22 protein-coding genes and 1 tRNA gene are annotated in these 26,731 nt (G+C 60.7%); 4 read left to right on the top strand and 19 right to left on the bottom strand.

The window, feature by feature from the left end; translation table 11 throughout:
* The 4 genes from VNZ65_RS19645 to VNZ65_RS19630 all read right to left on the bottom strand — a co-directional run.
* A partial coding sequence (locus VNZ65_RS19645) for an ABC transporter substrate-binding protein (protein WP_325672013.1) occupies nucleotides 1-1,073 on the bottom strand: 1,073 nt, incomplete at its 3' end.
* A gap of 70 nt (nucleotides 1,074-1,143) precedes the next feature.
* Nucleotides 1,144-3,000 carry a dipeptide ABC transporter ATP-binding protein gene (locus VNZ65_RS19640; RefSeq protein ID WP_325672017.1) on the bottom strand — a complete coding sequence of 619 codons (1,857 nt, stop codon included), beginning with the start codon at nucleotides 2,998-3,000 and terminating at the stop codon, nucleotides 1,144-1,146.
* Nucleotides 3,001-3,029: 29 nt separating this feature from the next.
* On the bottom strand, nucleotides 3,030-4,013 hold the full coding sequence (locus tag VNZ65_RS19635; RefSeq protein WP_325672011.1) for an isoaspartyl peptidase/L-asparaginase: 984 nt from the start codon (nucleotides 4,011-4,013) through the stop codon (nucleotides 3,030-3,032).
* A gap of 1 nt (nucleotide 4,014) precedes the next feature.
* Nucleotides 4,015-4,977: a MurR/RpiR family transcriptional regulator gene (locus VNZ65_RS19630; protein ID WP_325672009.1), complete on the bottom strand. Its 963-nt coding sequence runs from the start codon at nucleotides 4,975-4,977 to the stop codon at nucleotides 4,015-4,017.
* A 334-nt stretch (nucleotides 4,978-5,311) separates the two neighbouring features.
* Between VNZ65_RS19630 and VNZ65_RS19625 the strand changes: the two genes are divergently transcribed.
* Nucleotides 5,312-5,815, top strand: coding sequence for a cupin domain-containing protein (locus tag VNZ65_RS19625; RefSeq protein ID WP_325672007.1), 504 nt, complete (start codon nucleotides 5,312-5,314; stop codon nucleotides 5,813-5,815).
* Nucleotides 5,816-5,864: 49 nt separating this feature from the next.
* Here the strand turns inward: VNZ65_RS19625 and VNZ65_RS19620 are convergent, their stop codons facing one another.
* The 3 genes from VNZ65_RS19620 to VNZ65_RS19610 all read right to left on the bottom strand — a co-directional run bounded on the left by VNZ65_RS19620 (nucleotide 5,865) and on the right by VNZ65_RS19610 (nucleotide 8,703).
* The gene (locus VNZ65_RS19620) at nucleotides 5,865-7,142 is read right to left on the bottom strand and encodes a dicarboxylate/amino acid:cation symporter (protein WP_325672005.1); all 1,278 of its coding nucleotides are present in this window, start codon (nucleotides 7,140-7,142) and stop codon (nucleotides 5,865-5,867) included.
* 200 nt (nucleotides 7,143-7,342) lie between these two features.
* Nucleotides 7,343-8,431 (bottom strand): exo-alpha-sialidase, encoded by a 1,089-nt coding sequence (locus VNZ65_RS19615; RefSeq protein ID WP_325672004.1) that lies wholly within the window; start codon nucleotides 8,429-8,431, stop codon nucleotides 7,343-7,345.
* A gap of 2 nt (nucleotides 8,432-8,433) precedes the next feature.
* Entirely contained in the window at nucleotides 8,434-8,703 is a 270-nt protein-coding gene (locus VNZ65_RS19610) for a MoaD/ThiS family protein (protein ID WP_325672002.1), read from the bottom strand.
* A gap of 182 nt (nucleotides 8,704-8,885) precedes the next feature.
* Here VNZ65_RS19610 and VNZ65_RS19605 point away from each other — a divergent pair, with 182 nt between their 5' ends.
* Nucleotides 8,886-10,331 carry a PLP-dependent aminotransferase family protein gene (locus VNZ65_RS19605; RefSeq protein ID WP_325672000.1) on the top strand — a complete coding sequence of 482 codons (1,446 nt, stop codon included), beginning with the start codon at nucleotides 8,886-8,888 and terminating at the stop codon, nucleotides 10,329-10,331.
* Nucleotides 10,332-10,605: 274 nt separating this feature from the next.
* Here the strand turns inward: VNZ65_RS19605 and VNZ65_RS19600 are convergent, their stop codons facing one another.
* From VNZ65_RS19600 to VNZ65_RS19590, 3 genes are all read right to left on the bottom strand, one after another.
* The gene (locus VNZ65_RS19600) at nucleotides 10,606-10,902 is read right to left on the bottom strand and encodes a helix-turn-helix domain-containing protein (RefSeq protein WP_325671998.1); all 297 of its coding nucleotides are present in this window, start codon (nucleotides 10,900-10,902) and stop codon (nucleotides 10,606-10,608) included.
* Nucleotides 10,903-10,906: 4 nt separating this feature from the next.
* Nucleotides 10,907-13,210, bottom strand: a complete 2,304-nt coding sequence (locus VNZ65_RS19595) for an FdhF/YdeP family oxidoreductase (protein ID WP_414649183.1) — start codon at nucleotides 13,208-13,210, stop codon at nucleotides 10,907-10,909.
* 188 nt (nucleotides 13,211-13,398) lie between these two features.
* Entirely contained in the window at nucleotides 13,399-14,334 is a 936-nt protein-coding gene (locus tag VNZ65_RS19590; protein WP_325671996.1) for a LysR family transcriptional regulator, read from the bottom strand.
* Nucleotides 14,335-14,621: 287 nt separating this feature from the next.
* Here VNZ65_RS19590 and VNZ65_RS19585 point away from each other — a divergent pair, with 287 nt between their 5' ends.
* Entirely contained in the window at nucleotides 14,622-15,392 is a 771-nt protein-coding gene (locus VNZ65_RS19585) for an SDR family oxidoreductase (protein ID WP_325671994.1), read from the top strand.
* Between the two features lie 124 nt (nucleotides 15,393-15,516).
* On the opposite strand, the gene VNZ65_RS19580 is transcribed toward VNZ65_RS19585, so the two are convergent.
* The 9 genes from VNZ65_RS19580 to VNZ65_RS19540 form a co-directional block, all read right to left on the bottom strand.
* Nucleotides 15,517-18,207, bottom strand: a complete 2,691-nt coding sequence (locus tag VNZ65_RS19580; RefSeq protein ID WP_325671992.1) for a TonB-dependent receptor — start codon at nucleotides 18,205-18,207, stop codon at nucleotides 15,517-15,519.
* 347 nt (nucleotides 18,208-18,554) lie between these two features.
* Nucleotides 18,555-19,646 (bottom strand): redox-regulated ATPase YchF, encoded by a 1,092-nt coding sequence (gene ychF, locus VNZ65_RS19575; RefSeq protein WP_325671990.1) that lies wholly within the window; start codon nucleotides 19,644-19,646, stop codon nucleotides 18,555-18,557.
* Nucleotides 19,647-19,752: 106 nt separating this feature from the next.
* Nucleotides 19,753-20,337 (bottom strand): aminoacyl-tRNA hydrolase, encoded by a 585-nt coding sequence (pth, locus tag VNZ65_RS19570; RefSeq protein WP_325671988.1) that lies wholly within the window; start codon nucleotides 20,335-20,337, stop codon nucleotides 19,753-19,755.
* 127 nt (nucleotides 20,338-20,464) lie between these two features.
* The gene (locus VNZ65_RS19565) at nucleotides 20,465-21,091 is read right to left on the bottom strand and encodes a 50S ribosomal protein L25/general stress protein Ctc (protein WP_325671986.1); all 627 of its coding nucleotides are present in this window, start codon (nucleotides 21,089-21,091) and stop codon (nucleotides 20,465-20,467) included.
* Nucleotides 21,092-21,222: 131 nt separating this feature from the next.
* Nucleotides 21,223-22,173, bottom strand: a complete 951-nt coding sequence (locus VNZ65_RS19560; RefSeq protein WP_061936920.1) for a ribose-phosphate pyrophosphokinase — start codon at nucleotides 22,171-22,173, stop codon at nucleotides 21,223-21,225.
* A 172-nt stretch (nucleotides 22,174-22,345) separates the two neighbouring features.
* Nucleotides 22,346-22,422: transfer RNA gene (locus VNZ65_RS19555), tRNA-Gln, on the bottom strand.
* A gap of 81 nt (nucleotides 22,423-22,503) precedes the next feature.
* On the bottom strand, nucleotides 22,504-23,385 hold the full coding sequence (ispE, locus tag VNZ65_RS19550; RefSeq protein WP_325671983.1) for a 4-(cytidine 5'-diphospho)-2-C-methyl-D-erythritol kinase: 882 nt from the start codon (nucleotides 23,383-23,385) through the stop codon (nucleotides 22,504-22,506).
* A 22-nt stretch (nucleotides 23,386-23,407) separates the two neighbouring features.
* Complete coding sequence (locus VNZ65_RS19545) at nucleotides 23,408-24,058, bottom strand: outer membrane lipoprotein LolB (protein ID WP_325671981.1); 651 nt, start codon at nucleotides 24,056-24,058, stop codon at nucleotides 23,408-23,410.
* A 14-nt stretch (nucleotides 24,059-24,072) separates the two neighbouring features.
* A complete protein-coding gene (locus VNZ65_RS19540; RefSeq protein ID WP_325671979.1) occupies nucleotides 24,073-25,899 on the bottom strand; it encodes a tetratricopeptide repeat protein in 1,827 nt (608 codons plus the stop codon).
* A 263-nt stretch (nucleotides 25,900-26,162) separates the two neighbouring features.
* Here VNZ65_RS19540 and mutM point away from each other — a divergent pair.
* Nucleotides 26,163-26,731 (top strand): bifunctional DNA-formamidopyrimidine glycosylase/DNA-(apurinic or apyrimidinic site) lyase (mutM, locus tag VNZ65_RS19535; protein ID WP_325671977.1); only part of this gene is annotated, 569 nt, incomplete at its 3' end.

Here is a 26,731-nt window from a genome sequence, read left to right as displayed (position 1 = left end):
TCGGTTTCAAAGCCGTTCGGATAGCCGGCCTCCGTCAGCAACTGCTTGGCCTTCTTCGGATCGTAAGGCCATGGTCCGGTCTTCAGGGCATAGTCGACGCCCTGCGGCAGCACGCCATCCTGCGGCATGGCGTAGCCGCTGAAGGCGACCTTGACCAGCGCGTCCTTGTTGATCGCATAGTTGATCGCTTGCCGCACCTTCGGATTATCGAAAGGCTTCTGCAACATGTTCATCGAAAGGTAGCGCTGGATGATGGATGGCGATGAGATCAGGTCCAGGTTCGGCTTGCTCTTCAGCAGTTCAGCTTGTTCGTAAGGCAGCGGGAAGGCGAACTGCGCTTCTCCGGTTTGCATCACGGCGCTGCGGGTATTGTTGTCGACTACCGGCTTCCAGGTGATGCTGTCGACCTTCGGATAGCCCTTTTTCCAGTAGCCGTCGAACTTGACGACCTTCATGTAGTCGGTCTGCTTCCATTCGACAAACTTGAACGGGCCGGTGCCGACCGGGTGAAAGCCGATGTCCTTGTTGCCGTACTGTTTCAGCGCGGCCGGTGAAATCATCGCGGCGGAAGAGTGCGCCAGGGTGTTGATGAATGGCGAGAACGGCTCTTTCAGGGTGATCTTGACTTCGTAGTCGTTGACGACGTCGATCTTGGCAATGCGGTTGAACAGGTTGAAGCGCTTGAGCTTGTTGTCCGGATTGATGACGCGTTCCAGGTTGACCTTGACTGCATCTGCCTTGAAGTCGGTGCCGTCCTGGAACTTGACACCCTTGCGCAGGCGGATGGTGTACACCAGGCCATCCTTGCTGACTTCATAGCCGTCCGCCAGCACATTGACCAGTTTCAAGTCTTTGTCGAAGCCGAACAAGCCTTGGTAGAACGATTTGATCGCAGCTTGCGACAGGGTGTCGTTGCTGTCGTAAGGATCGAGCGTGGTGAAGGTCGAAGCGACCGCCAGCGTGACGTCCTTGGCGGCGAAAGCGTGGCCGGCGGTGAATTGGGCCGTCAGTGCAACCGCGGTGCTGGCAACGATCTTGCCGAAATGATTGCCGAAGTATCGAGTAGTGCGCATGTGTTACTCCCCTGGTTCAAAAAGTCATTGAAGACAAACAGACAGATAAAGCGAAAAACAACAAAGCCGTTCAGTAGGCGCTGGAAATTCGGTGCATCGCTACGAAGTGTCCCGGTCCGACCTGTTTCAGCGGCTCCACCACCGGCAGATCGCCGACATTGCGGATCGGGCTTGGAATTTCGCCCGCCAGCACCTCGCGCTGGCGATGGCGCTGATTCGGATCGGCCACCGGCACCGCCGCCATCAGCTTCTTGGTATATGGATGCTGCGGGTTTTCAAAGATGGCGCGGCGGGGGCCGATTTCGACGATCTGTCCAAGGTACATCACTGCCACCCTATGGCTGATGCGTTCCACCACCGCCATGTCGTGCGAGATGAAGATGAAGGAAATCCCCAGCTCGCGCTGCAGGTCCAGCATCAGGTTGACGATCTGTGCCTGGATCGAGACATCCAGCGCCGAGACCGATTCATCGGCGATCACGATCTTCGGATTCAGCGCCAGCGCGCGCGCGATGCAGATGCGTTGGCGCTGGCCGCCCGAGAATTCATGCGGATAGCGCTGCGCATGTTCCGGCAGCAAACCGACTTTTTCCAGCAAGGCAGCGACTTTTTCCTGCGCGCCTTCGGCCATGCCGTGCACCAGCAGCGGTTCCATGATGGAGTAGCCGACCGTCAGGCGCGGATCGAGCGAGGCGAACGGGTCCTGGAAGATGAACTGGATTTCGCGCCGCAGCGAGCGCAGCTCGGAACGCGGCAGCTTGGCCAGGTCGCGGCCGCCGAATTCGACGCTGCCGCTGGTGATGTCGACCAGCCGCAGCAGCGAGCGGCCGGTGGTCGATTTGCCGCAGCCTGATTCGCCCACCAGCGCCAGTGTCTCGCCAGGATACAGATCGAAACTGATTTGCTCGACCGCATGCACGCGCTGCTTGACGCGGCTGAAGACGCCGCTCTTGACATCGAAGCGGGTGGTCAGCTTGCGCACTTTCAGCAAGGGCTGCTGCTGTGGATCGGCGCCCGGAATGCTGCGGATGATTTTTGCTTCCGCAGCCATTTCCGGTGTGATGACGGCGCCGGCGATGGCAATCCGTTGCGGCTGGTCGGTGCCGTGCATGGCGCCCAGCCGAGGCACCGCTGCCAGCAATGCCTGGGTGTAGGGATGCTGTGGCGCTGCAAAGATTGCGTGCACATTGTTTTCTTCGACCTTCTCGCCGCGGCACATGACCACCACGCGGTCGGCGATTTCCGCCACCACGCCCATGTCGTGGGTGATGAAAATTACCGCCATCTGCATTTCATCCTGCAGCGTGCGGATCAGTTGCAGGATCTGCGCCTGTATCGTCACGTCGAGGGCAGTGGTCGGTTCGTCGGCGATCAGCAGCGACGGTTTGCAGGACAGCGCCATGGCGATCATCACGCGCTGCCGCATGCCGCCGGACAGCTGGTGCGGATGGCGGTCCAGCAGGCGGCGTGCTTCCGGAATACGGACGATTTCCAGCATGCGCAAGGCTTCGGCGCGGGCTTCGGCCATGCTCTTGCCCTGGTGCAGGCGGATCGATTCGGCGATCTGTTCGCCTACCGTGAAGACCGGGTTGAGCGAGGTCATCGGCTCCTGGAAAATCATGGCGATTTCCGAGCCGCGGATATGCCGCATGGTGTTCTGGCTGGCGCTGGCCAGATCGATGATGCTGCCGTCGCGCCGCTGGAAATCCATGCGCGCGCCAGTGATGCGGCCGCCGCCGTAGTCGATCAGGCGCATGATGGCTTGCGATGAGACCGATTTGCCGGAACCGGATTCGCCGACGATGGCCAGCGTCTCGCCAGCGTCGATATGGAAGGACAGGTTGCGCACCGCTTCCACCTTGCGTTCGGAGGTGGTAAAGCCGACGCTCATCTGCTCTACCGTCAGCACCCGGCGGCCTGTTTGCATGTTCATATGATCGCTTTCCGTGGCTGACGTTATTTGTAAATGGCGGTGACCACAGGCGCGCCGACCCTGGCGTAGCCGCGGTACATGCCTTCGGTATTGAACGGCAGCGCCACGTTGCCCTCGCCATCGATGGCGATCAGGCCGCCGCGGCCCTGGTAGCGCGGCAGCAGGTCCATCACTACGTGCTGGGCAGCATCCTGCAGCGACTGTCCGGCATATTCCATGCGCGCAGAAATATCGTAGGCCGCTACCGTACGCATGAACGCTTCGCCGGTGCCGGTCGCGGAAATCGCGGCGCTGCGGTTATTGGCATAACAGCCGGCGCCGATCAGCGGCGAGTCGCCGACGCGGCCGACGCGCTTGTTGGTGATGCCGCCGGTGGAAGTGGCGGCAGCCAGGTTGCCGTGCAGGTCGAGGGCGACGGCGCCGACCGTGCCGAATTTGTTGTCCGGATCGATGGGGGCGATTTCGGCAGCCGCGGCCTGGCTGGCGGCGTCGTGATCCAGCAGCAGCATGCCTTCCTGCTTGCGCGCGCGCAGCCATTGCGCGTGGCGTGCTTCGGTATGAAAGTATTCGGGCTGCACCAGCTCGGCGCCATGCTGGGCGACGAATTCCTCCGCCCCGGCGCCTACCAGCAAGATGTGTTCGCTATGTTCCATCACGGCGCGCGCCGCCAGTATCGGGTTGCGCACGTGGGCGACGTTGGCTACCGCGCCTGCGCCAAGCGTGGCGCCGTCCATGATCGCAGCGTCCAGCTCATGCGTGCCGGCGTGCGTGTAGACCGCACCCTTGCCGGCGTTGAACAGCGGGCAGTCTTCCAGCATGCTGACAGCCTTGGCGACGGCGTCCAGCGCACTGCCGCCGGCGGCCAGGATGGCCTGGCCGGCGCTGAGGATCTCGCTCAGGGCGTCGTGGTAGGCTTTTTCCTGGTCGCTGTTCATGGCGCTGCGCAAGATGGTGCCGGCGCCGCCGTGGATGGCGATGACGGCTTTGCTGCTGGTAGAAGTAGACACGTTATTTCGCTTTCGCTGCTGATTTTATGATGGCGGTTTTGCCGCTTTTGCTATTTTTGCTCTTCGGCGCACTGATGCCGTCGGCGTGGTAGAGCCAGGGCAGCACGGCCTCGGTCATTTTCGAGGCCGCATGCACCGAGCGGTTGGCGCGATGCGCGACGGCGTCGCACACTGCCTGGATCAGGGACAGCGCGGCGGCGTCCGAGGTCGGCGACAACTGCCTTTCGGTTTGCGCATACAGGGTGACATCCGCCAGCGGCACCAGCGGCGAGGTCGGGCTGTCGGTAAACGCCAGCACTTGCGCGGCGCGCTCCTTGGCGCGTGTCGCCAGCGTGACGGTATCGGTAACATAGCGCGGGAAAGCCAGGGCGATCACCAGGTCGCGCTGGTCCAGCTTGAAGAACTGGCGGCTGGCTTGGGAAGGGCCGCCGGGGCCCGCCACCGACTGCACCGTGCGGCAATACGGCTCCAATGCATGGGCCATGATGCCGGCTAAAAAAGCGCTGGCGCCGAAGCCGAGGATAAAGATACGTTCCGCATTCAGGATCATGCTGACCGCCTGGTCGCATTGCTGGGGCGAGAGGGCGCGCCGGGTGGCTTCCAGGTTTTGCATGTCGGCGCTGAGGGCCGCGGCGATGATTTCGGCGCTGCTGGCGGCACGCTGCACCTGGTCGCGCAGTTTTTCCACCGGCGCCAGGGAAGAAGCAAAGTCCAGTACCAGTGCGGCGCGGAATGCTGGGTAGCCGTCGAACGAGAGCGCGTGGGCGAAGCGGTTGGCGGTCGCCAGCGAAATGCCGACCACGTCGGCCAGCTCGTCGATGGTCATGGTGGCGGCGCGAAACACGTTCGCAAGGACGTAATCGGCGGCCTTGCGATGCGCTTTCGAGAGCTCCGGATAGGCTTTGCCTATACGTGCGGCAACCGCGCTTTCGCGTTGCCATGCTGTGACTGCGGCGTGTTGCACTGGCTATCCCCGGTGATTGTTTTTTATAATTTGTGTAAATATATTTTCATTTTCATTTCAAGTAAAGGAAATTTATTTTCTTTTTCGAGATGTGTATTTTGTGGCATCGAAACTGTGCCCATGTGGTGCAGGCAAAGCCCGCAGGTGTTGCTGGAATGCGGCTTTGCACCATTTTTGCAACGCGTTTGTCCGCAATGGTGCGCCTTGTTTTGGCTGAGGAAAAGAGGAAATTTTGCCGGCGGCAGGGGGCGATGGCGAGGGCAAGGCAGAGACAGTTGCTTGCGTGTATTCTTCTTGGCACGCGCTTCGGAGCGCACATCACCCGGAGAAACGAATGAGTGAAAAAGTAGAGAGTTTGCGTCAGCGCCTGATCCGCAATTTCAATGCAGTTCCCACCACGCACGACCTGCGCGCACCCTTGTACGATTCGGTTTGTGCGCGCCTGGCGACAGGTACGGCGGCACAGAAACTCGGCGCTAGCATAGATACTGTCGCCCCTGGAAAAATATCCTGCCCGTATCACTTCCACTACGCACAGGAAGAAATGTTCATCATCCTGGAGGGCAGCGGTTCGCTCAGGGTGGCGGGAGAAATGCTGCCGCTGGTCAGCGGCGATATCATCTTCATTCCGCCTGGCCCGGAGTATCCGCACCAGATCGTGAATACCTCGGACCAGCCTTTGAAATATTTATCAGTCAGCACCAGGGAGCAGCCCGAGGTATGCGAATACCCCGATTCCGGCAAGTTCCTGGCGACCGCGTCCGCCGGCGGCGAACGGGTATTCGATGTGATCCAGCGCGCTGAAAACGATCTGGACTATTGGGATGGCGAGCCTTAAAAAAAGTAGCGTGGGCACGCTGTGCCCACGCTACGTCATTGGCAGGGGCTCAGGCAGCCGCGTTGCTGTTCTGGTCCAGGCCGACATCGCTGTTGGCCGCATTGTAGATTTCCAGATCGAGCAAGCCTTCTTCCTTGGCCACCAGCACCGGCACCAGCATCTGGCCGGTGACGTTGGTCATGGTGCGCATCATGTCGAGGATGCGGTCGATCGCCACCAGGTAGCCGATGCCTTCCAGCGGCAGGCCGGCCGAGCTCAGCACCAGCGTCACCATCACGATCGCCGTGCCGGGTACGCCGGCGGTGCCGAAGGAACCCAGTACGGAGGCCAGCATGATGATGAAATACTGCGACATGTCCAGATGCAGGCCGAAGTACTGCGCCACGAAAATCGAAGCGATCGCCGGGTAGATGGCGCCGCAGCCGTCCATCTTGATGCTGGCGCCGAGCGGCACCGCGAATGCGGCATATTCCTGCTTGACGCCGAGGTTATGCACCACGCTGCGCAAGGCGATAGGCATGGAGGCAAAGCTGGACGAACTGGTGAAGGCCACTTGCATGGCCGGAAAGGCGCCGCGGAAAAAGCGGATCGGATTCAAGCGGTGTGTCAGCAGCAGGCCGCCGTACACCACCACGATGTGCAGCGCGCAAGCCAGGTACAGTGTGAAGACGAAATTCCCCAGCGGCAGCAGGCGCTCGAAGCCGTAGGAGCCGACCAGCGCGGCGATCAGGCCGAAGGTGCCGAGCGGCGTCATTTCCAGCACGAAGCGGGTGATCTGGATCATGGCGCTGCTGGCTTCGCCCATCAGTTCACGCACCTGCTTGACCTTGTCGCCCAGCTTGACCAGCGCCATGCCGAGCAGGGCGGCGAAGAAGATCACCTGCAGGATCTTGCCTTCGGACAGCGCCTTGAACGGATTCGACGGCACCACGTCCAGCAGCACCTGGATCGGCGTCGGTACTTCGCGCACGGTGTAATCGGCAGCGATGGCCAGCTGGCCGAGATTCTGGCCGGGATTGGTGAAGCTGGCGACGGCCAGGCCGACGCCGACCGCCAGCACGGCGGTGATGGCAAACCAGAGGAAGGTCTTGCCGCCCAGCGCCGCCACGCTCTTCATGCCATGCAGGCTGGAGATGCTGTTGGTGACGGCAAAGAACACCAGCGGCACGGCAATCATCTTGATCAGCGTGACATACAGCTTGCCGAGCGGGCCGAACCAGGTTTCGGCCGGTGCGCCGACCAGCCAGCCGGCCAGTGCGCCAAGCACGAAGCCGCCCAGCACGCGCTGCCAAAAGGGAATGCGGAACCAGAGAGAAAAAATGTTCATAGAGTAATCACGGGAATATCGGCGTTGCGGGTCTTGCTGCAGCGCGTAGGGTAAACAGTGAGGTGACATGCCTTAAAAGGCGGCATGAACCGGATGACCCGAGAGTATCGGTGTTGGTAAGGATCGCGTCCAATATTTTTTTGCATTATCTATATGCCGGATTGTTCTATTGATATCTGAATTGCATTATAGATAATTTTTCACTGGAAGCACACGGCGTACACCGGCGGCATGCTGCTGGAAATAGTGCGCCAGCTGTCGCCGCCGTTTTCCGACAGCCAGACGCCGCCGGTAGTGGAGGCCATCAGCAGGGTGCGGCCATCGTCGGCCACTGCCAGGCCGTGCCGGTAGACCAGGTCGTAGCAGTGCTGCTGCGGCAGGCCTGCGCGCAGGGCGGTGAAGCTGCGGCCGCCGTCGGTGGTGCGGGTGACGGTCAGCGCGGCATCGGTCGGAATGCGCGTCTGGTCCGCCAGCGCCGGCGCAAACCAGGCGGTATTGCCGTCGGCCGGATGGACCGCCACCGCAAAGCCGAAATTCGACAAGGGCGCGGCGCTGACTTCCTGCCAGTCGGCGCCGAAGTTGGCGGAGCGCCAGATGCCGTTGTGATGCTGGCACCACAGCTGATCGGGGGTATCTCTGGCGCCGACGATGCGGTGCGGGTCTTGCACGTTCTGGTCGTCGCCGCGTTCCGGCGGCAGGTAGTTGGCGCGCATGCCGCGCGCGCTCAAGGTCCAGCTGGCGCCGCCGTCATGCGTGACCCAGGCGCCGCCGCAGGAGATGCCGACCAGCACGTGGCGGCTGTCGCGCGGATCGACGCAGATGCTGTGGATGCCGGGGACGTCGTAGCCGCCGCCGAACCATTCGCTGCGCTCGGGCGCATCCCACAAGGAGTGCATCAGGGTCCAGGAAGCGCCGCGGTCGGTCGAACGGAACAAGCCGCCCGGCAAGGTGCCGGCCCAGATCACGCCCGGTTCATCGGCGCCGCCGCAGGCCAGCGACCAGATGAACCTGACTGTCCAGTCGACCGGATCGGCGCAGTCTTCCGGCTTGCGCGGATAGGCCGGTGCGGCGATTTCAGTCCATTGCGCGGCACCGGCATCCTTGCGATGCAGCTTGACGCCGAAATGGCCAAGATTCAGCGCGGCGTACACCGCGCCGTCGCGCGGGTCGGCCAGCACCATGGATACCGGTTCGCCGAGAAAGGCGATCGGCCCCAGCGTCCAGCGGCCGTTTTGCTGCAGCAGTTCAAACAGTCCTTTGCGGCTGGCGATCCAGGCCCGTTCAGTCATGGTCAACCTCCAGAGAGCGCTTGCAGGATATGCACCTTGCTGTGCGCCGTCAGCGGCGTGTCCAGGCGCACATGGTCACGTACGGCATGGCCGTCGATGAAAATGGCGACATTCGGCCGCAGGCAGCCTTGTTCGTCGAGCAGGTAGGCGCGCAGGCGCGGATTGCCCAAGAACGCGGCCTCCAGCCCGGCGCGCAAGGTGAGAGCGTCGGTATGGACTAGCGGCGCGGCGGTAAAGCGGGCAAGTTGCGGAGTAAAAATCAGGGTCGCCATGAAATCACCGGTAAGGTATGCGCCGAGGCCCAAGCCGTGCTGCCGTTAACCACTATAGTAGAGCGATACTGCATTTTTGCCATGCCTGTGTGACAACTGTCGTTGCCATCATGGATATACATCAGGGAATTGTCTGATTCTCACTATAATGCGACTATCCCCGATTCCTGTCTCCGTCCGCATTGAAAACCACGCGCCAACCGCTGTACCAACGTTTTGCCGAACAGCTCAGGGCTTCGCTGGAAAATGGCGTGCTGCGGCCCGGCGATCGCCTCAGCTCGGTACGGCAGGCAGCCACGCAGCATGGCTTGAGCATCACGACCGTGGTGCGGGCTTACGAGCTGCTGGAAAGCAGCGGCCTGATCGAAAGCCATCCGCAATCCGGCTATTTTGTGCGCGCCCGTTTTACCGCTGCGGCCTTGCCGGCATCGCCGGACGAGCCGGGCCGCTCGATGCCGCTGCCGGTGTCAGCGGAAGTCGATGTCAGCCGCCATGTGCTGGCGACGCTGAAATCGATACATCAGCATGACGCTGTTCCGCTCGGTTCGCCCTATCCCGATCCCTTGCTGTTTCCTGCCCACCGCATCAGCCAGTACCATGGTTCTGTCTTGCGCAGCGGCGGCCCCTTGGGCGTGCTCGACGATTTGCCGCCGGGGCATCCGGAGCTGATACGGCAGATCGTCAGGCGCCATCTGGAAACCGGGCTTAGCATCAGCCCGGACGATGTGGTGGTGACGGTCGGCGCTACCGAGGCGATCAACCTGTGCCTGCAGGCGGTGGCCAAGGCGGGCGACACCATCGCTGTCGAGTCGCCGACGTTCTATGCCATGCTGCACGCCATCGAGCGGCTCGGCATGCGGGCCATCGAAGTGCCGACCGATCCGCGGCTGGGCATGGATATCGCGGCGCTGAGCAAGATCATGCAGTCGCAGCCGGTGGCGGCCTGCATGGTGATGCCGAATTTCCAGAATCCGCTGGGCTTTGAAATGCCGGAGGAAAACAAGCGCCAGCTGGTCGAACTGGGAGCACGCTACAACATGCCGATCATCGAGAACGGCGTCTACAACGAACTGTATTTCGGCAATGCGCATCCGAGCGTGCTGAAGGCCTACGACAAGCGCGGCATGGTGCTCTACTGTTCGTCGTTTTCGAAGAGCCTGACCTCGGCTTACCGCATCGGCTGGACCTTGCCGGGGCGTTACCGGGCGCAGGTGGAGAAACTGAAGTTCCTCAATACGCTGAGCACTTCAAGCCTGCCGCAGCGGGCGATCGCCGCCTATCTGACCGCGGGCGGTTACGACCGCCACCTGCGCCGGGTGCGCCGCACCTTGCAGCAGCGCTGCGACATCATGAGCGCTTTCGTCGGCCGTTTCTTCCCGGCCGGCACCCGCATCACGCGGCCCAGCGGCGGTTATGTGCTGTGGATAGAGCTGCCGGCGGCCATCGATTCCATGGCACTCTACCGGCAAGCGCTGGCAGAGGGGATCACGATTGCGCCGGGGCGGTTGTTTTCCACCTCGGACGCCTACCGCAGTTTCATTCGCCTGAACTATAGCTACAGCTGGACGCCGCAGATCGAGCTGGCTTTGCGCCGGCTGAGCGAGCTGGCGGCGGATATGCTGGATTGATCTACCCTGGCATCTCGCCATGCCGGCGTTTTGTGGCGCTACACCGTCTGACCCTAGATGACGGATTCGGTGAAAAATAGCATGCGCTGCACGGATGTGTTAACGCAACACGGCATGCGCTCCGTGGCCCGCTAAGTGGGGTCAGAGTGAATTTTCTGCAAAAAGCGTGCAGAAAATTCACTCTGACCCCAGTTAGCTGCGTGAGTCATGTGCGACGAAAACCGGGTGACGGATTGGTCGTGTTTTATGAAATTCTCAAAAATCTACTTCGGCGTCACGCCATGTCGGCGCTCTGACTCTCATCCAATGCATCGAAAATCGCCATGCCGTAAGGCGTCAGGGCGGTGCGTCCGGTACCGTCCTCATTGACGACGACGCTGACAATTTCCGCATCCTCCAGCGCCGTCAGATGCCGCCGCAGCGTACTCATGCGCAGTTCGGTGCGCTTGCTGAGCCTGGCCAGCGACAGGCCGGGATCGCCGCGATGGCTGTCCTGATCGCTGGCGTCGGCGTGCAGCGCCGACAGGATCAGCAGCACGGCCTCGTCGATGTCATTTTCCAGTATCAGCATCGGATCACGCCGCCAGTTGGAGGGAGCGGCGCAGCAGCACCGGGATCGATTTGGAGGTCGGCGTGCGCGCCTTGTCGGCAAAGCTGTTGAGCGGCACCAGCGGATTGGTTTCCGGATAGTAGCTGCTGATGCAGCCGCGCGGGATGTCGTATTCCACCAGCAGGAAACGATCGGCGCGGCGCTCGATGCCGTCTTCCCAGACACCGACCAGGTCGACCCAGTCGCCGGCCTGGAAACCCAGCATGGCGATATCCAGCGGGTTGGCAAACACCACGCGGCGCTGGCCGAACACGCCGCGGTAACGGTCATCCATGCCGTAGATGGTGGTGTTGTACTGGTCGTGCGAACGGGTGGTCATCAGGACCATCAGCTCGGGGCCGTGCTGGCGCCGCGCGCGGTGCACCGGCGTGTCTTTCGGAATCGCCAGGGTCTTGAACTGGGCGCGGCCGCTGGCGGTTTTCCAGACCCGTTCGCGCGAAGCGACGCCGAGATGGAAGCCGCCCGGATGGGCGATGCGCGCATTGAAGTCCTTGAAGGCGTCGTACACTTTTTCAATTTCGTCGCGGATCAGGGCGTAGTTCTTGACGTACTCCAGCCATGGGATGCTGCTGTCCTTGAGCGTGGCGTGGGCCAGGCGCGCGACGATGTCGACTTCCGACAAACAGGTCTTGGCGACCGGCTTGTTGATGCCGTACGAAACGTGCACCATGCTCATCGAGTCTTCCACCGTCACGCCCTGCGCGCCGCTTTCCTGCATGTCGATCTCGGTGCGGCCCATGGTCGGCAGGATCAGCGCATCCTTGCCGTGGATCAGGTGGCTGCGGTTGAGCTTGGTGGTGATGTGCACGGTCAGCGCGCAGGATTGCAATGCCTGCCAGGTGCGTAGCGTATCCGGCGTCGCCATGGCGAAGTTGCCGCCGAGGCCGATGAACACCTTGACCTGGCCTTGCAGCATCGCTTCGATGGTGCCGACCACGTCCAGTCCATGTTCGCGCGGCGGCTTGAAGCCGTAGACTTTTTCAATGCGGTCGAGGAAAGCCGCGGTCGGCTTTTCATCGATGCCGACGGTGCGGTCGCCCTGCACGTTGGAATGTCCGCGCACTGGGCACAAGCCGGCGCCCGGGCGACCGATATTGCCGCGCAAGAGCATCAGGTTGGACACCATCTGGATGGTGTCGACGCCATGCTTGTGCTGGGTCAGGCCCATGCCCCAGGTGGCGATCACGTTCTTGCCGCGCACGTAGACTTGCGTCAGCTTTTCGATATCGTCGCGGCCGACGCCGGATTCGGTGACGATGTCGTCCCAGCTTTCGGCGCGGATGTCGGCGGCGAACTCGTCGAAGTAAGCAGTGTGTTCTGCGATGAACTGCACATCGATAATGCGCTCGTCACGGTTTTGCAGCGCCAGGTCGTCCAGTTCCAGCACGCGCTTGATGACGCCCTTGACCAGCGCCAGGTCGCCGCACAGGGTCGGGCGGATGAACATGTTGCTGATCGTGGTGCCCGCGCGCGACAGCATGTCGGACGGGTGCTGCGGGCTGGAGAAGCGTTCCAGGCCGCGCTCGCGCAAGGGATTGATGGACACGATGGTGGCGCCGCGCTTGGCGCATTCGCGCAGCTCGCCCATCATGCGCGGGTGGTTGGTGGCGGGATTCTGGCCAAAGATCAGGAAGGTGTCGGCCAGGTCGAAGTCGTCCAGCGTTACCGTGCCTTTGCCGACGCCCACGGTCTCCGGCAAGCCGACGCTGGTCGGCTCGTGACACATGTTGGAGCAGTCGGGAAAATTGTTGGTGCCGTACTCGCGCACGAACAGCTGGTACAGGAAAGCCGCTTCGTTGCTGGTGCGGCCGGAGGTGTAGAACGAAGCCTGGTTCGGATCCGGCAACACATTGAGGTGATCCGCCATCAGCGCGAAGGCGTCAGCCCATGAGATCGGCTGGTATTTGTCGCTGGCGGCATGGTACGCCATCGGCTCGGTCAGGCGGCCGTGTTCTTCCAGTTCGTAATCCGATTGCTGCAGCAGTTCAGCGACGCTATGCTGGGCGAAGAAGGTGGCCGTGACGCGCTTGGAAGTGGCTTCCGCTGCCACCGCCTTGACGCCGTTTTCGCAGAATTCAAAGGTCGAGGCATGGTCGCGGTCGGGCCAGGCGCAGCCGGGGCAGTCGAAGCCGTCCGGCTGGTTTTGCTTGAGCAGGGTACGGATGCCGCCGCCCGGCACTTTTTCCTTGAGCAGGTGCAGCGCGACATACTTCAGGGCGCCCCAGCCGCCGGCGGGATGGTTGTACTGCTCGATCTTCTCGTTGCTCAAAATGATTCCTTGTGACGCTGCCGAAGCCACGTAGTGCGGATTGCGCAAAATGCGCAGGATAGGGTGGAGTGTAATTGGCAGCTTTCTACCCCGGCATGTACAGTCAGCGCAGTAGATTTAAAGTACAGTTACAAATATTGATGATGCTGTACTTTTCTGCTTTTTCCTGAGGCGTCAGGAAGGGCTGCCTAGTCTGCCAGCGGCAGCGCCAGGAGCAAGGGACGGGCCTGCAGATCCGGCGGCAGCAAGGTGGCGATCCAGTCGATGAACACCTGCACCCGGCCCGACAGGTGGCGGCGGTGCGGGTACAGCGCATAGATCGGCATGGCGCCGGCGCGCGCCTGCGGCATGACTTCCAGCAGTTCGCCGCTGGCGATGTGGTCGCGCACGTCGTATGCCGGCACCTGGATCAGGCCCATGCCGGCCAGGCAGCAGGCGATATAGGTCTCGGCATTGTTGACGGCCACCCGGCTAGGCATTTCCAGATTGACGATGACGCCGTCCTCGCTGTACTCCCAGAGCGTGCTGCGGCCAGTGGTGGGGGAAATGTAGTTGATGGCCCAATGCCGGGCAAGGTCGGCAGGGTTGTCCGGCACGCCGTGTTTTGCCAGGTATGCAGGGCTGGCGCAATTCATCAGTTCGAACTGGCCCAGCGGGCGCGCCACCATGCTGCTGTTTTCCGGCTGGCCGACGCGCAATACGCAATCGACGCCTTCCTGTATCAGGTTGATGGCGCGGTCGGTGCAGCGCAGTTCCAGTTCGATCTCGGGATACAGCTTGAAGAAAGCGGGCAAGGCCGGGGCGATCATGCGCCGGGCCAGGCGGCTGGGGACGTCGACCTTGAGCTTGCCGCTGGCTTGCGCCGGCGCTTGCTTGAATAGCCCCGAGATTTCTTCAAAGTCGGACAACAATTGATAACAACGTTCAAGCAAGGCGCTGCCATCCTGCGTCAGGTGCACCCGGCGCGTGGTGCGCTGGAGTAGCCGCGCACCCAGGCTGGCCTCCAGCTGCTGCACCGCAGAGGATACGGTGGCGCGCGGCAGGCCGAGGCTGTCCGCAGCTTTGGTAAAACTGCCGGTCTCGGCCACGCGCACGAATACCTGCATGGTTTCGACTCTATCCATGATCGCTCTTTAGTAGGGAAACGCTGGATAGTTTAGTGAGTTTGGGTGATTTTGTATCGCATTCAGCGAACAATGGCTGCTGTTCTGACATTTGTTCACAATGAGTTGCAGATGGGAATTGTTCTTGATTCGTGGATAGTCTATGTGGATAGTTCGTCTTTATCCGCAGGCATGCTGACGATAAACTCTTTGCAACTATTCAATTATTACGCCGCGACTGGCAGCGGCTGGATAGTGCCTTTTTTCATCGTCATTGATGGTTCGTCACGCAATCTAAAGGATAGAAAATGGATCACAGCTTGAAAGATAAAGTCGTACTCATAGGCGGCGGCGCCAAAAATCTCGGTGGCCTGATTTCCCGCGACCTGGCCAAGGCTGGCGCCGCGGCCATCGTCGTCCATTACAACAGCGATGCCACCAAGGCCGCCGCAGATGATACGGTGGCCGCGGTCAAGGCTGCCGGCGCCCAGGCGATTTCGGTACAGGGCGACCTGACCCTTCCGGCCAATATCGCCAAACTGTTCGATGCCGGCATCGCCGCGTTCGGCGGTATCGACATCGCGATCAACACCACCGGCATGGTGATCAAAAAGCGGATCGTCGATGTGACCGAGGAAGATTACGACAGGATTTTTGACGTCAACTCAAAAGCCGCCTTCTTCTTCATGCAGGAAGCGGGCAAAAAACTGCGCGATGGCGGCAAGATCTGCACCATCGTCAGTTCCCTGCTGGCGGCCTATACCGATTCATACGCCATCTATCCTGGCTCGAAAGCACCGGTGGAGCATTACACGCGAGCGGCTTCGAAAGAGTTCGGCAGTCGCGGCATTTCCGTGACGGCGGTAGGTCCGGGCCCGATGGAGACGCCGTTTTTCTATGGCCAGGAAACCGCGGATTCGGCTGCCTACAACAAGGCCGCTGCGGCATTGGGAAAATATTCCAAGACCGGATTGACGGATATCGAAGACATCTCGCCACTGATCAAATTCCTGGTGACGGATGGCTGGTGGATTACCGGGCAGACGATATTCGCCAATGGCGGCTATACCACGCGTTGAACGCTTATCAGCTGCGGTGACGGTAGCGGATGCCCATAAACCGGCATGCCAGGCATTCTGTCTGGCATGCCGGTTTTTTTACTGCGCAGCGATCATGACGGAAATACCTGCGATGGCCGGGTGATTAAAAGAATTGATAGTTGGCACGCACGAAGAACGCGCGACCTATTGCGTCTCCATAGCGGGCATCGTAGCCATACTGGAAGTTATCGGTGACGTTGGAAGCCGGCGGATCGGTATTGAGCAGATTCTTGATGCCCGCCGTCAGGGTCAGGTTCTTGAAGCCGGTGTAGCTGCCCGATACGTTGTAGCGGGTATAGGAACCGACCTGGTGATTGTTGTAGCCCTCAGCCACCTGCGAGCCGTTCTGGTCGCGATAGCCGGTGGTGTGGACTTGCTGCAAGGCCGCGCTCCATGGGCCGCGGCTCCAGTTGAAGGTGGCGGCATGGCGCCAGCGGAAAATCACGCCGCCGCCTGAATAGACCGCCAGATTGTTGAGGTACTCGCCGCCGGCCTCGGTCTGGTAATCGTACTGGCTGACGTAAGTTCCGTCCAGGGACAGGCCGAAATTGCCCCAGGCGGTCTTGGGCAGGCGCCAGGCAAAGCCAAGGTCGAAACCGGAAGTATGCACGTTGCCGAGATTGACATTGGTATCGATGATGTGGCTGAGCGAGCCGTCGGGATTGCGCACGAACTTGTCGGCGTACTTCACCGGATCGGCAAAAATGTCGCTTTCGGGAAGCACCGAAATCTGGTCCTTGATCCTGATATTCCAGTAATCGACGGAAGCCGTAATGTTCGGATGCGGTTCGATCACCATGCCTAGCGTGAAGGAATTGGATTTTTCCGGCTGCAGGTCTTTATTGCCGCCTTGCATTTTAAAAAACTGCTGCTTGCAATCGCGCGCAGGAATCCCGCCCGGTGCAACGTTGCCGCCCGGGCACAGCAATGGATCGTTGTATGGGGCCGCCGTATAGGTATTTGCGTTCGGATCATTCAATTCGTACAAGCTGGGCGCACGGAAACCGGTGCTGTACGAGCTGCGGAACATGATTTCCTTGGCCGGCTGGAAGCGCAGCGCGACCTTGGGATTGACGGTGCTGCCGACATCGCTGTAGCCGTCGTAGCGCAAGGCAAGTTGCGCCTCCAGCGATTTGAAGATGGGGACGTTGAGTTCACTGAATAGGGCTTTGACGCTGCGGCTGCCGGAGGCCGACTTGGCATCCTGCGAGCCGGTGCTCTCCACCAGGTCGGACAGCGCGTGGTTGACGTTGAAGTTGGCCTGTTCCTTGCGGAATTCGCCGCCCAGCGCAAAGCCCAGGGGCCCGGCCGGCAGCTGGAGCAGTTCGCGGCTGGCGGTGAAGTCGAGCGAGGTCACCTGTGTCTTGGCGTCGAGGGTGACACCGCTTACCTGCGCATCCTTCAGGAAATCGAGACCGGCCTGACTTTGCGGACCGAAGGGATTGAGGATGCCGCTCAGGAATCCCTGTCTCACTTTGTTGCTGTCCAGATAACCGCTGACCAAGGCGTCGCTGGCCTTGCTCATGGCGTAAGCCAGGCCGGTCTTGTAATCCCAGCCGGCCAGCGTGCCATCCAGGCTGAACAGCAGGCGGTCGGTGCTGTTCCTGGATTCGCTGACACGCTGGCCGGCGTCGACCGAACGCCAGTTCAGCGATAGCGGGCCGCCGCTGGCGCTGCCCGGCGTAATGCCGTTGCCGGGGTAGTAAGGGCTGTCCGGATTGATGACATAGTCGTTGCTGCCGCCGCTGCCGTCGCCGCCAAAGACGTCGCCGGCGACATAGGTTTTGACCTTGCTTTGCGCATGCAGGTATTCGACCGATGCCGTATTGTCGGCATCCAGTTTGAACGTGCCCTTGCCGATCACTGCGATTTCCTCCGTCTTCGGCACGATGCCGATCACCGCCTGGCTGTTGTAGCGGCAGACCCCATCCTGGGCAAAGGCGTAGGGCGGCCGGCAGCCTGAAGCGTAGTAGGGATTGCCGGACTGCCCGGCGTTGATGTCGTAGTAGTTGGCGGGATAGGTATTACCGCTGCCGGCATTCAGTCCCAGGCCGGGATTTTGCCCGCCCGGCGCGGCGAAGCTGCGGTCGCTGGCTTTCACGGCGTTCTGGCTGTGGTAATCGATCACGCCGAAGATGTTATAGCCGTCCTTGTCGAGGTCGCCGAAGCCGCCCGACAGGTTGAAGCGCTTTTCCGCGCCGCCACTCTGTTCTGGAGCGATGCCTTCGGCGCTCAGGTTGAGGCCGGTGTAGGAGCGCTTGGTGATGAAATTGATGACGCCGCCGATGGCGTCGGTGCCGTAGATGGCGGAAGCGCCGTCGCGCAGGATTTCAACACGGTCCAGCGCCGCCACAGGGATCACGTTCAGGTCGACTGCCGAGCCGTCGAATGCGGCGTTGGCGAGACGGCGGCCGTTCAGCAGCACCAGTGTCTTGCTGGGCCCCAGGCCACGCAGGTCAGCCGCGGCGCCGACAGTCCGGCCAGCGCCGACGTTGGCGGTGGTGGTGTAGTTGGTCTGGTTGCCCGACACGTTGGACAGCACTTCGCCGGCGGTGGTCGATCCCAGCTTGGCGAAGTCATCGGCCTTGATGATCGTCACCGGCAATGCGCCTTCCGCGACCAGGCGCTTGATCGACGAGCCGGTAATCTCGACCCGCTGCATCTGCTGCGGCGCTTCCTCCTCCTTGTCGTCCTCCTGCGCTTGCAGCGGCTGGGCCAGCAGGCCCAGGCCGATAGCCACACTTCCTGAAAACATCACGCGCAGCGCCTGCGGTAGCCTCCGTTCCTTGATCATGATCAAACTCCTCCTATGGGTAGCTGAAAGCGATTCTTATCGTTGGTCCTTGGCACGCGGGCCATGGCGGATGCGCCAGAATCGGTACAGGACCGGATAGCCAGGGAGTGGCGAGAAGTATTGCAATTCGGTGCTTTTATAGCAACAAATACTGTGCAATTAAGTCAAGGCTTACGAAAGGAAGAAGGGCAGAAAGGCAGCCGCGATGTGAAGAGGGACCGCTTATCGTGTTTTACGGCGGATAGGCATCAGCCGCTGCGGTGCGGCCTAAAAAAAACCGCAGCACTCCGAGAGTGCTGCGGTTTTTGTGCCAATGGCGAAACGCGAACGAAACAGCAGCGTTTTGCTTAGACGTTAAACAGGAAGTTCAAGACGTCGCCATCCTTGACCACGTATTCCTTGCCTTCTGCGCGCATCTTGCCGGCTTCCTTTGCACCTTGCTCGCCCTTGTGGCTGATGAAATCGTCATAGGCGATGGTCTGGGCGCGGATGAAGCCGCGTTCGAAGTCGGTGTGGATCACGCCGGCTGCCTGCGGGCCGGTGTCGCCGACGTGGATGGTCCAGGCGCGTACTTCCTTGACGCCGGCGGTGAAGTAGGTCTGCAGGCCGAGCAGCTTGAAGGCGGCGCGGATCAGGCGGTCCAGGCCAGGCTCTTCCATGCCCATGTCGGTCAGGAATTCGTGCTTGTCGGCTTCGTCGAGGTCGGCGATTTCCGATTCGATGGCGGCGCAGATGGCCACGATAGGGGCGTTTTGCGAAGCGGCGTAAGCGGTCAGCTGGTCCAGCAGCGGGTTGTTGGTGAAGCCGTGGTCGGAGACGTTGGCGACATACATGGCCGGCTTGGCGGTGATCAGGCAGAGCGGCTTGATCAGGGCCATTTCTTCGGCGTCGAGGCCGCAGGCGCGCACCGGCTTGGCCTGGTCCAGTTCCGGCATCAGGCGTTCCAGCAGGGCCACCAGCTTGGCGGCATCCTTGTCGCCGGAGCGGGCTTTCTTGTTTTCGCGGTGGATGGCTTTTTCCACCGTGCCCATGTCGGCCAGCGCCAGCTCGGTCTGGATCACATCGATATCGTCCAGCGGATTGATCTTGCCGGCCACGTGGATCACGTTGTCGTCTTCAAAGCAGCGCACCACGTTGACGATGGCGTCGGTTTCGCGGATGTGGGCCAGGAACTGGTTGCCCAGGCCTTCGCCCTTGGAGGCGCCTGCCACCAGGCCGGCGATGTCGACGAATTCCACGGTCGCCGGCAGGATGCGTTCCGGCTTGACGATCTCGGCCAGCGCTTTCAGGCGCGGATCCGGCACCTCAACCATGCCGACGTTCGGCTCGATGGTGCAGAAAGGATAGTTTTCCGCCGGAATGCCCGCTTTGGTCAGGGCATTGAAGAGGGTGGATTTGCCGACGTTGGGTAGGCCGACGATGCCGCATTTGAGACTCATGATATGGACTTTACAGAGTGAGGTATTGGATTAACCCGCTATTTTACCGGAAGCTGCTGCTAACGCCCTTAAACCGCAAGCAATTGCCTGACGGCAGGCAGCAATTTTATCTGGCGGTATGCAACTGCATGGTCGCCGCTTCGAATTTGCCTTCGCACAGCATGGGAATGATCTGCAGGCTGTCGGCAATTGCCTCTTCGATCGGCACTTGCTCATCCTTGCGCGGCCGGTGCAGCACGAAATCGGCGACCACTTGTTGCAGGTTGAGCGTGCGTGGATGGCCGATGCCCAGCCGCAGGCGCCAGTAGTCCTGGGTGCCGAGCGCGGCCGTGATGTCTTTCAAGCCATTGTGGCCGCCCGAGGAACCACCTTTTTTCAGCTTGGCGCTGCCGGGCGGCAGGTCCAGCTCGTCATGCACCACCAGGATCTCTTCCGGCGCGATCTTGTAGAAGCGCGCGATGCCGCCCACCGACTGGCCGGAGCGGTTCATGAAGGTCTGCGGCTCCAGCAGCCAGACTTCCTGGCCGGCGATGCTGGATTTGGCGACGAAGGCGTTGAAGCGCGCTTCCCGGGCCAGCCGGCAGCCGAGATCGTTGGCCAGGTTGTCGACCAGCCAGAAACCGGCGTTGTGGCGCGTTTGTTCGTATTCCGGACCGGGATTGCCGAGGCCGACGATGAGGCGGATGGACATGTTTGCTTGATTTTCGTATGGATGACTAGCGCAGATTATAGAAGAAGCAGAGGCCAACAATAAAAAACCCGCCACGAAGGCGGGTTTTTCGACCAGAACAAAAGCCTTCTGGCAAATGCAGCGATTATTACTTCTTGTCGGCAGCGTCAGCAGCAGGAGCGGCCGGTGCAGCAGCAGCTTCGGCTTCAGCTTCGACCTTGCCTGCAGGGATCGATGCAGTAGCGATAGTCAGGTTTTCTTGCGATACAGCCGAAACGCCCTTAGGCAGCTTCAGGTCAGCCAAGTGGATCGAGTGACCGACTTCGATGCTGGTCAGGTCGACTTCAACGAACTCTGGCAGGTCAGCTGGCAGGCAAGTGATTTCCAGTTCAGCCAGAACGTGGCTGATGATGGCGCCGGACAGTTTCACTGCAGGTGCAACTTCTGCATTGATGAAGTGCAGCGGCACCTTGACGTGGATTGCCTGTTTGGCATCGACGCGCTGGAAGTCAGCGTGCAGGACCAGTTGCTTGTATGCGTGGACTTGGAAGTCGCGCAGCAGAACTTTCTGTACCTTGCCGTCGATTTCGAGGTCGAGGATCGAGGAGTGGAAAGTTTCTTTTTTCAGCGCGTGGTACAGCGCATTGTGGTCCAGCGAGATATTGACCGGCGCGTCGGAACCACCATAAACGATACCTGGTGTCTGGCCAGCATTGCGCAGGCGGCGGCTCGCTCCGGTCCCCTGCTCTTTGCGTACAAATGCGATTACTTTCATTTTGAAGCTCCATTGTGTGCCGGATAGAAGTCCGGCGGTAAAAACCCTCCGCGACCAGAGGGTTTTGTTAACCTGCTACGTCCGCCTTTCGGTTGGCGCAGCAGGGAATACGAATTCAGTATGCTGAATATTTACTCAGCAAACAGCGACATCACCGAATCGCCCTTGGTGATACGCTTGAACGTCTCGGCCAGCAAGCTGGCGCATGTCAACTGGCGGATCTTGCCGCAGGCCTTGGCTTCTGCCGACAGCGGAATGGTGTCGACCACCACCAGCTCATCCAGCGGCGAATTGACGATGCGCTCGAGGGCCGGGCCGGACAGGACCGGGTGCGTACAGTAAGCAACCACTTTCTTGGCGCCGCGCTCTTTCAATACCTCGGCAGCCTTGGTCAGGGTGCCGGCGGTATCGACCATGTCATCCATGATCACGCAGTTACGGCCTTCGACTTCACCGATGATGTTCATGACTTCCGACACATTCGCCTTCGGACGGCGCTTGTCGATGATCGCCAGGTCGCAGTTCAAGCGCTTTGCCAATGCCCGGGCGCGCACCACGCCGCCGACGTCCGGCGATACGACCAGCAGGTCGTCGTAGTTCTTGCTTACCAGGTCGCCCAGCAGAATCGGCGAGGCGTAGATGTTATCTACCGGAATATCGAAGAAACCTTGAATCTGGTCAGCGTGCAGGTCCATGATCAGGACCCGTTCAACGCCAGCTTCCTGCAGCATGTTGGCAACCACCTTGGCGGAAATCGCCACTCGCGCCGAACGCGGACGACGGTCTTGCCGTGCATAGCCATAATATGGGATCGCGGCGGTGATGCGGCCGGCGGATGCACGCTTGAGAGCGTCGACCATCAACATGATTTCCATCAGGTTGTCGTTGGTCGGTGCACAAGTCGATTGCAGCACGAACACATCCTTGCCACGTACGTTCTCGTTGATCTCGACCATCACTTCGCCGTCGGAGAATTTGGTAACGTTGGCTTTGCCTAGCGGAATACCGAGTTGCTTGACAACTCCAATAGCTAGTTCCGGGTTTGCGTTGCCGGTAAAAACCATCAGGTTTTCGTTTGCCATGGAGTTCCCTGGATACTGTCGTTAAAAAGTTGAAAAGCCGACAATGCCAGACTGGTGCAGTCTTGCGTTGGCGGCTTATGTGTTCGCTGTGTGCAGTGTTGTATTTCTGATGCGGGGTAACTTACTGCCGCTATAAGACTAGTGCCTGCTGGACATTATTGTCCGTATTTAATGGCAGGGGAAGAAGGATTCGAACCTTCGAATGCTGGAATCAAAATCCAGTGCCTTAACCAGCTTGGCGATTCCCCTACGCAACTTGTTGTCTATCATAAATCCGCGCCAGCATTATCTGCTGCGCTTGAATCTGATGCTAAACCGAATTCTGTACAACTAATTTTCCAACAACCCGGCGAGAGGATGTTCCTGCATCGCCTTGGCTTTCCATGCTTTCCACTGGGAAGGTACTGATTTCAGCACCTTGTCAGCATCGTGTTCTTCGGTAAACGCACAAAAAACACAAGCACCTGAACCGGTCATCCTGGCTTCTCCGTAATTGCCCAGCCACTTGATGGCTTCTGCAACTTCCGGGAACTTACTAACTGCCACGGCTTCCAGATCGTTTTTTCCGAAAAGTTTTTTAGTACCTATCGAAAAGTCCGTCATTTTGACGGGTTTCGTACTCCTTGTCAATTCCGAAGATGAAAAAATTATTTCCGTCGGAATTGTTACGCCGGGCTGAATTATAACGAACCATAGCCCGGGAGTGTCAAGCTTTTGTAGAGATTCTCCGATGCCTTCTGCAAATGCATTTCGCCCGAACAGGAAAAACGGCACATCGGCGCCCAATTGCAGGCCCAGATCCATTAGTTCCTGGCGCGACAGGCCGCCTTGCCACAGGTGATTGAGCGCCATCAGCGTAGTGGCGGCATCGGAAGAGCCGCCGCCCAGTCCGCCGCCCATGGGCAGGTTTTTTTCGATGCCGATATTGGCGCCCAGCGGCGTGCCGGCAAGTGCGCTGTTTTTTTGCCGGAGCGCGCCTTGCAGCAAACGGGCGGCGCGCACGATCAGGTCGCTTTCTTCCGGCACGCCCGGAATCTCGGTGCTGCGCCGGATCTGGTCGTCGTCGCGCAATTCGAAATGCAGCAGGTCATTGAAGTCGACCAGTTGGAATACGGTTTGCAGCAAATGATAGCCATCCGGCCGGCGGCCGGTGACGTGCAGGAATAAATTCAACTTGGCTGGCGCCGGGCAGTTGTTCAGCGTACGGGTCATTGCGTAGTTCGGTAGGCGAGGTTCAATGCGGTTGGCGGCTGCTGATGGCGATGCGGATCGCCACCTGGCCAGCCTGTGCGGTATTGCGCGCCAGGTCTATCCGCTTCGGATAGCTCTCGGCGCCGCTGTCTTGCCAGTTGCTGTACTGGATCAGCCATTGGTCGGCAGTGGTGACGCTAAAGCTGTCGCTGGCATTCGGGATCGCGGTGAAGCGCCGGCCGCCGGCATCTTCGCCAAAACCTTGCAGCCAGTCGCGCAAGCCGGCGATCGGCAGCGGCCAGCCCAGCGCCTGCACCGTCAGGGCGTCGACATCGCTGGCGATGCGCGGCGGCTGACCGGCTTGCCGCAGGGTGGCCTGGCCGGTGCCGATATTGATGGTGGCGAGCGTCTGGCCCAGCGGCGAGAGCAGGGTGATGGCGGTTTCCTGGCGGCTTTGCGACCAGGTAAAGCTGCCGTACACGGCCTGCTCCTTGCCGTCCTGCTGATAACGCAGCGACAGCCGGCCGCTGACGTCGATAATCTGGCGATACTCGCGCGCGGCGCCGCTGCCGACGCCTGCCGCGGCCGAACTGCCCGGCGACGATTGCAATGTACTGCAGCCGCCCAGTGCAATGGCGCCCAGCATCAAGGCGCCATTGCCGGCGCGGCGTAAGGCCGGCAGCAGTCTGCTCATGCGTCCTGCGCCCATCATAAGGTCGCGCGCAGTCTTGCCAGAGTGCTCTTCAGGGCGTCGTTCTGCGGATCTTTCTGCCGCACTTCGCGCCACAGTTTTTGCGCATCGGTTTTTTGACCCTTGACCCACAGCACTTCGCCCAGATGCACGGCGATTTCAGGATCTGGCAGCAAGCCGTAGGCTGTGCGCAGCCGCGTCTCGGCTTCCTGCAGGTTGCCCAGGCGGTATTGCACCCAGCCCATGCTGTCGACGATGAAAGGATCCTGCGGCGCCAGGGTCAGCGCTTTCTGAATCAGGGTCAGCGCTTCCGGCAGGCGGATATTGCGCTCCGCCAGCGAATAGCCGAGCGCGTTGTAGGCTTGCTGGTTTCCCGGCGCGATGGCGATCAGCTTGCGCAAGGCGGTCTCCATGGCGCTCAGGTTGTCCAGCTTCTCCGCCGCCATCGCATAGTCGTACAGCAGGTCGGGATTGTCCGGCTGTGCCTTGAGCGCGGTTTCCAGCACCTTGAATGCTTCCTGCGGACGGTTGGCTTCGCGCAGCAACTGGGCCTCGACCTGGGTGACCTGAGTCTTTTCACGCTCGCCGTTGGTGTCGATTTCCGCCAGCACCCGGCGCGCGCCGTCAAGGTCGCCGCGCTTCGACAGCAGCTGGGCCCGGCGCAGCTGCGCATCCAGGTAGGCATCGCCCGGTTCGACTTGCGCCAGCCATTTGAGGGCGCCGTCGATGTCGTTGCGGTCGGCCGAGATCTGCGCCAGGATCAGCAAGGCCTGGGTGTTGTCGCGCGCTTCATCCGGATGCTTGCTGAGCTGGTCGACGTAGGTGCTCAGGTAGCGTTCGGCCGCCAGGGTGTCGCCGATCTGCGCATTCAGCAAGCCCAATGCCAGCAAGGTGGTGGGGTCCTGCTTGTCGCCTTTCAGCAGGATTTCAAACTGGCTGCGGGCCTTCTCGTATTGCTTCTGGTCGATCAAGGTGCGTGCGTAAGCCACCCGCACTTCACGCGAGCCGGGATATTTTTTCAGGAAATCGGTGAGAATTTTTTCGACTTCGGTGCTATCCGCCACTTGCGCGCTGGTCAGGATCGCCAGCTCCGAATCGGGTTTCAGGTTCAGGGCGATGCTCGCTTCTTCCTTGGCGCGGGCGGTATTGCCGCTGCTGAAGGCTTGCTGCGCCAGCGCCAGATGCGCTTCGGCCATCGCCGTGTAAGGCGTCACCAGTTGTTCCAGCAGAGTGAAGGCGCCGGCCTTGTCCTGCGCCCGCGTCAGCAAGCGCTGGATCTGCAGCATCATGACGCCGCGCGCCTGCGGCGGTGCATCCAGCAAGCGTTTTTCCAGGATCGGCTTGGCTTCGGCCAGGTTATTGCTGAGCATGATGAAGCCGAGATAGTACTGGGTCGCTTCTTCCGAATCGGGCGCCAGTTCGCGCCACAGGCGGATCGCCACCAGCGCTTCGCCGGCCTGTTTGGCGCTGAGCGCCATTTCGGCCGCGCGCCGGGCCAGGCGCGGGTCGCGCGTCTGCTGCGCGGCGCCCAGCAAGGTCACATAGGCGGATTGCCAGTTGCCGCGCTGGAAAGCGATTTCCGAACTGAGCACCTTGAACAGGATTTCCTTGGTCAGCGGCACTGCCGGCAAGTGCTCTTCAGGCGGCTTGACCGGCATCGGCCGGGTCGCCAGCTTGCGCGCCTTGAGTTGCTCCGGACTGGCCGCCGAGCTTGCCGCCTGGCTTGCAGCGGAAGGTGTGTCAGCATTGGCGGCGGGGCTTGTGGCATCGTTGTTGCTTGGCGAAACAGCGGCGCAAGCCGACAGCAAGGTAGAGAGCGTTACAATGGCAAGGGCTTTTTTCAAGGGACATATCCTAGCTTGTCAGCAGTGAGTTCTGAATTTCAGAGGTAACCCTGATTTTACGCCCAACCCGGAAGCAATGCGCAGCGGTAGGCGGGAGTTTTGTTTCAAAAAATGTATCGAGCGGCTCCATGCGGATGCCGCTCTTTGTGTAGCGTGCTTGCTTGAGCGCTTATTTAACCGTTTATCTGATCAGCCGGAAGCTGGAGAGTTCGCGACAGAATTTGTCAGTTGCTGCTCAAGCCTGTCTGCCGGAATAGAGACTTATGCCAGAATTACCTGAAGTAGAAGTGACCCGCCGCGGCGTTGCGCCGCATCTGGACGGCCGCGTAGTCACTGCTGTCACTTTTCGTCACAGCGGTTTGCGCTGGCCGTTCCCGCAAGATTTGCCGGCGCTGCTGGTCGGCCGTCCTGTGCTGCGGGTCGAGCGCCGCGGCAAGTATCTGCTGCTGCGCTTCGATCACGGCACGCTGCTGATCCACCTCGGAATGTCCGGCCATTTGCGCATCCTGGAGCGCGGCACGGCGCCGCAAAAGCACGACCATTTCGACCTGGTGGTCGGCCCGCAGCTGCTGCGCCTGACCGATCCGCGCCGCTTCGGCGCCGTGTTGTGGCATGCCGACGCCGACGGTCCGCTGGAGCAGCATGTGCTGCTGGCGGGTCTTGGACTGGAACCGCTGGAGCAGGTTTTCTCGGCGCAGATTCTGTATAAAGAGACGCGCAAGCGCAGCGCGCCGATCAAGCAGGTTCTGCTGGCGGGCGATATCGTGGTCGGGGTCGGCAATATCTACGCGTCCGAAAGCCTGTTCCGCGCCGGCATCAATCCGAAAACGCC

The sequence above is a fragment of the Collimonas sp. genome, assembly GCF_035566555.1.
Taxonomy (GTDB): domain Bacteria; phylum Pseudomonadota; class Gammaproteobacteria; order Burkholderiales; family Burkholderiaceae_D; genus Collimonas.
The sequence above is the reverse complement of the archived record's forward strand: the minus strand, read 5'-3'. Positions and strand labels throughout refer to the sequence as shown.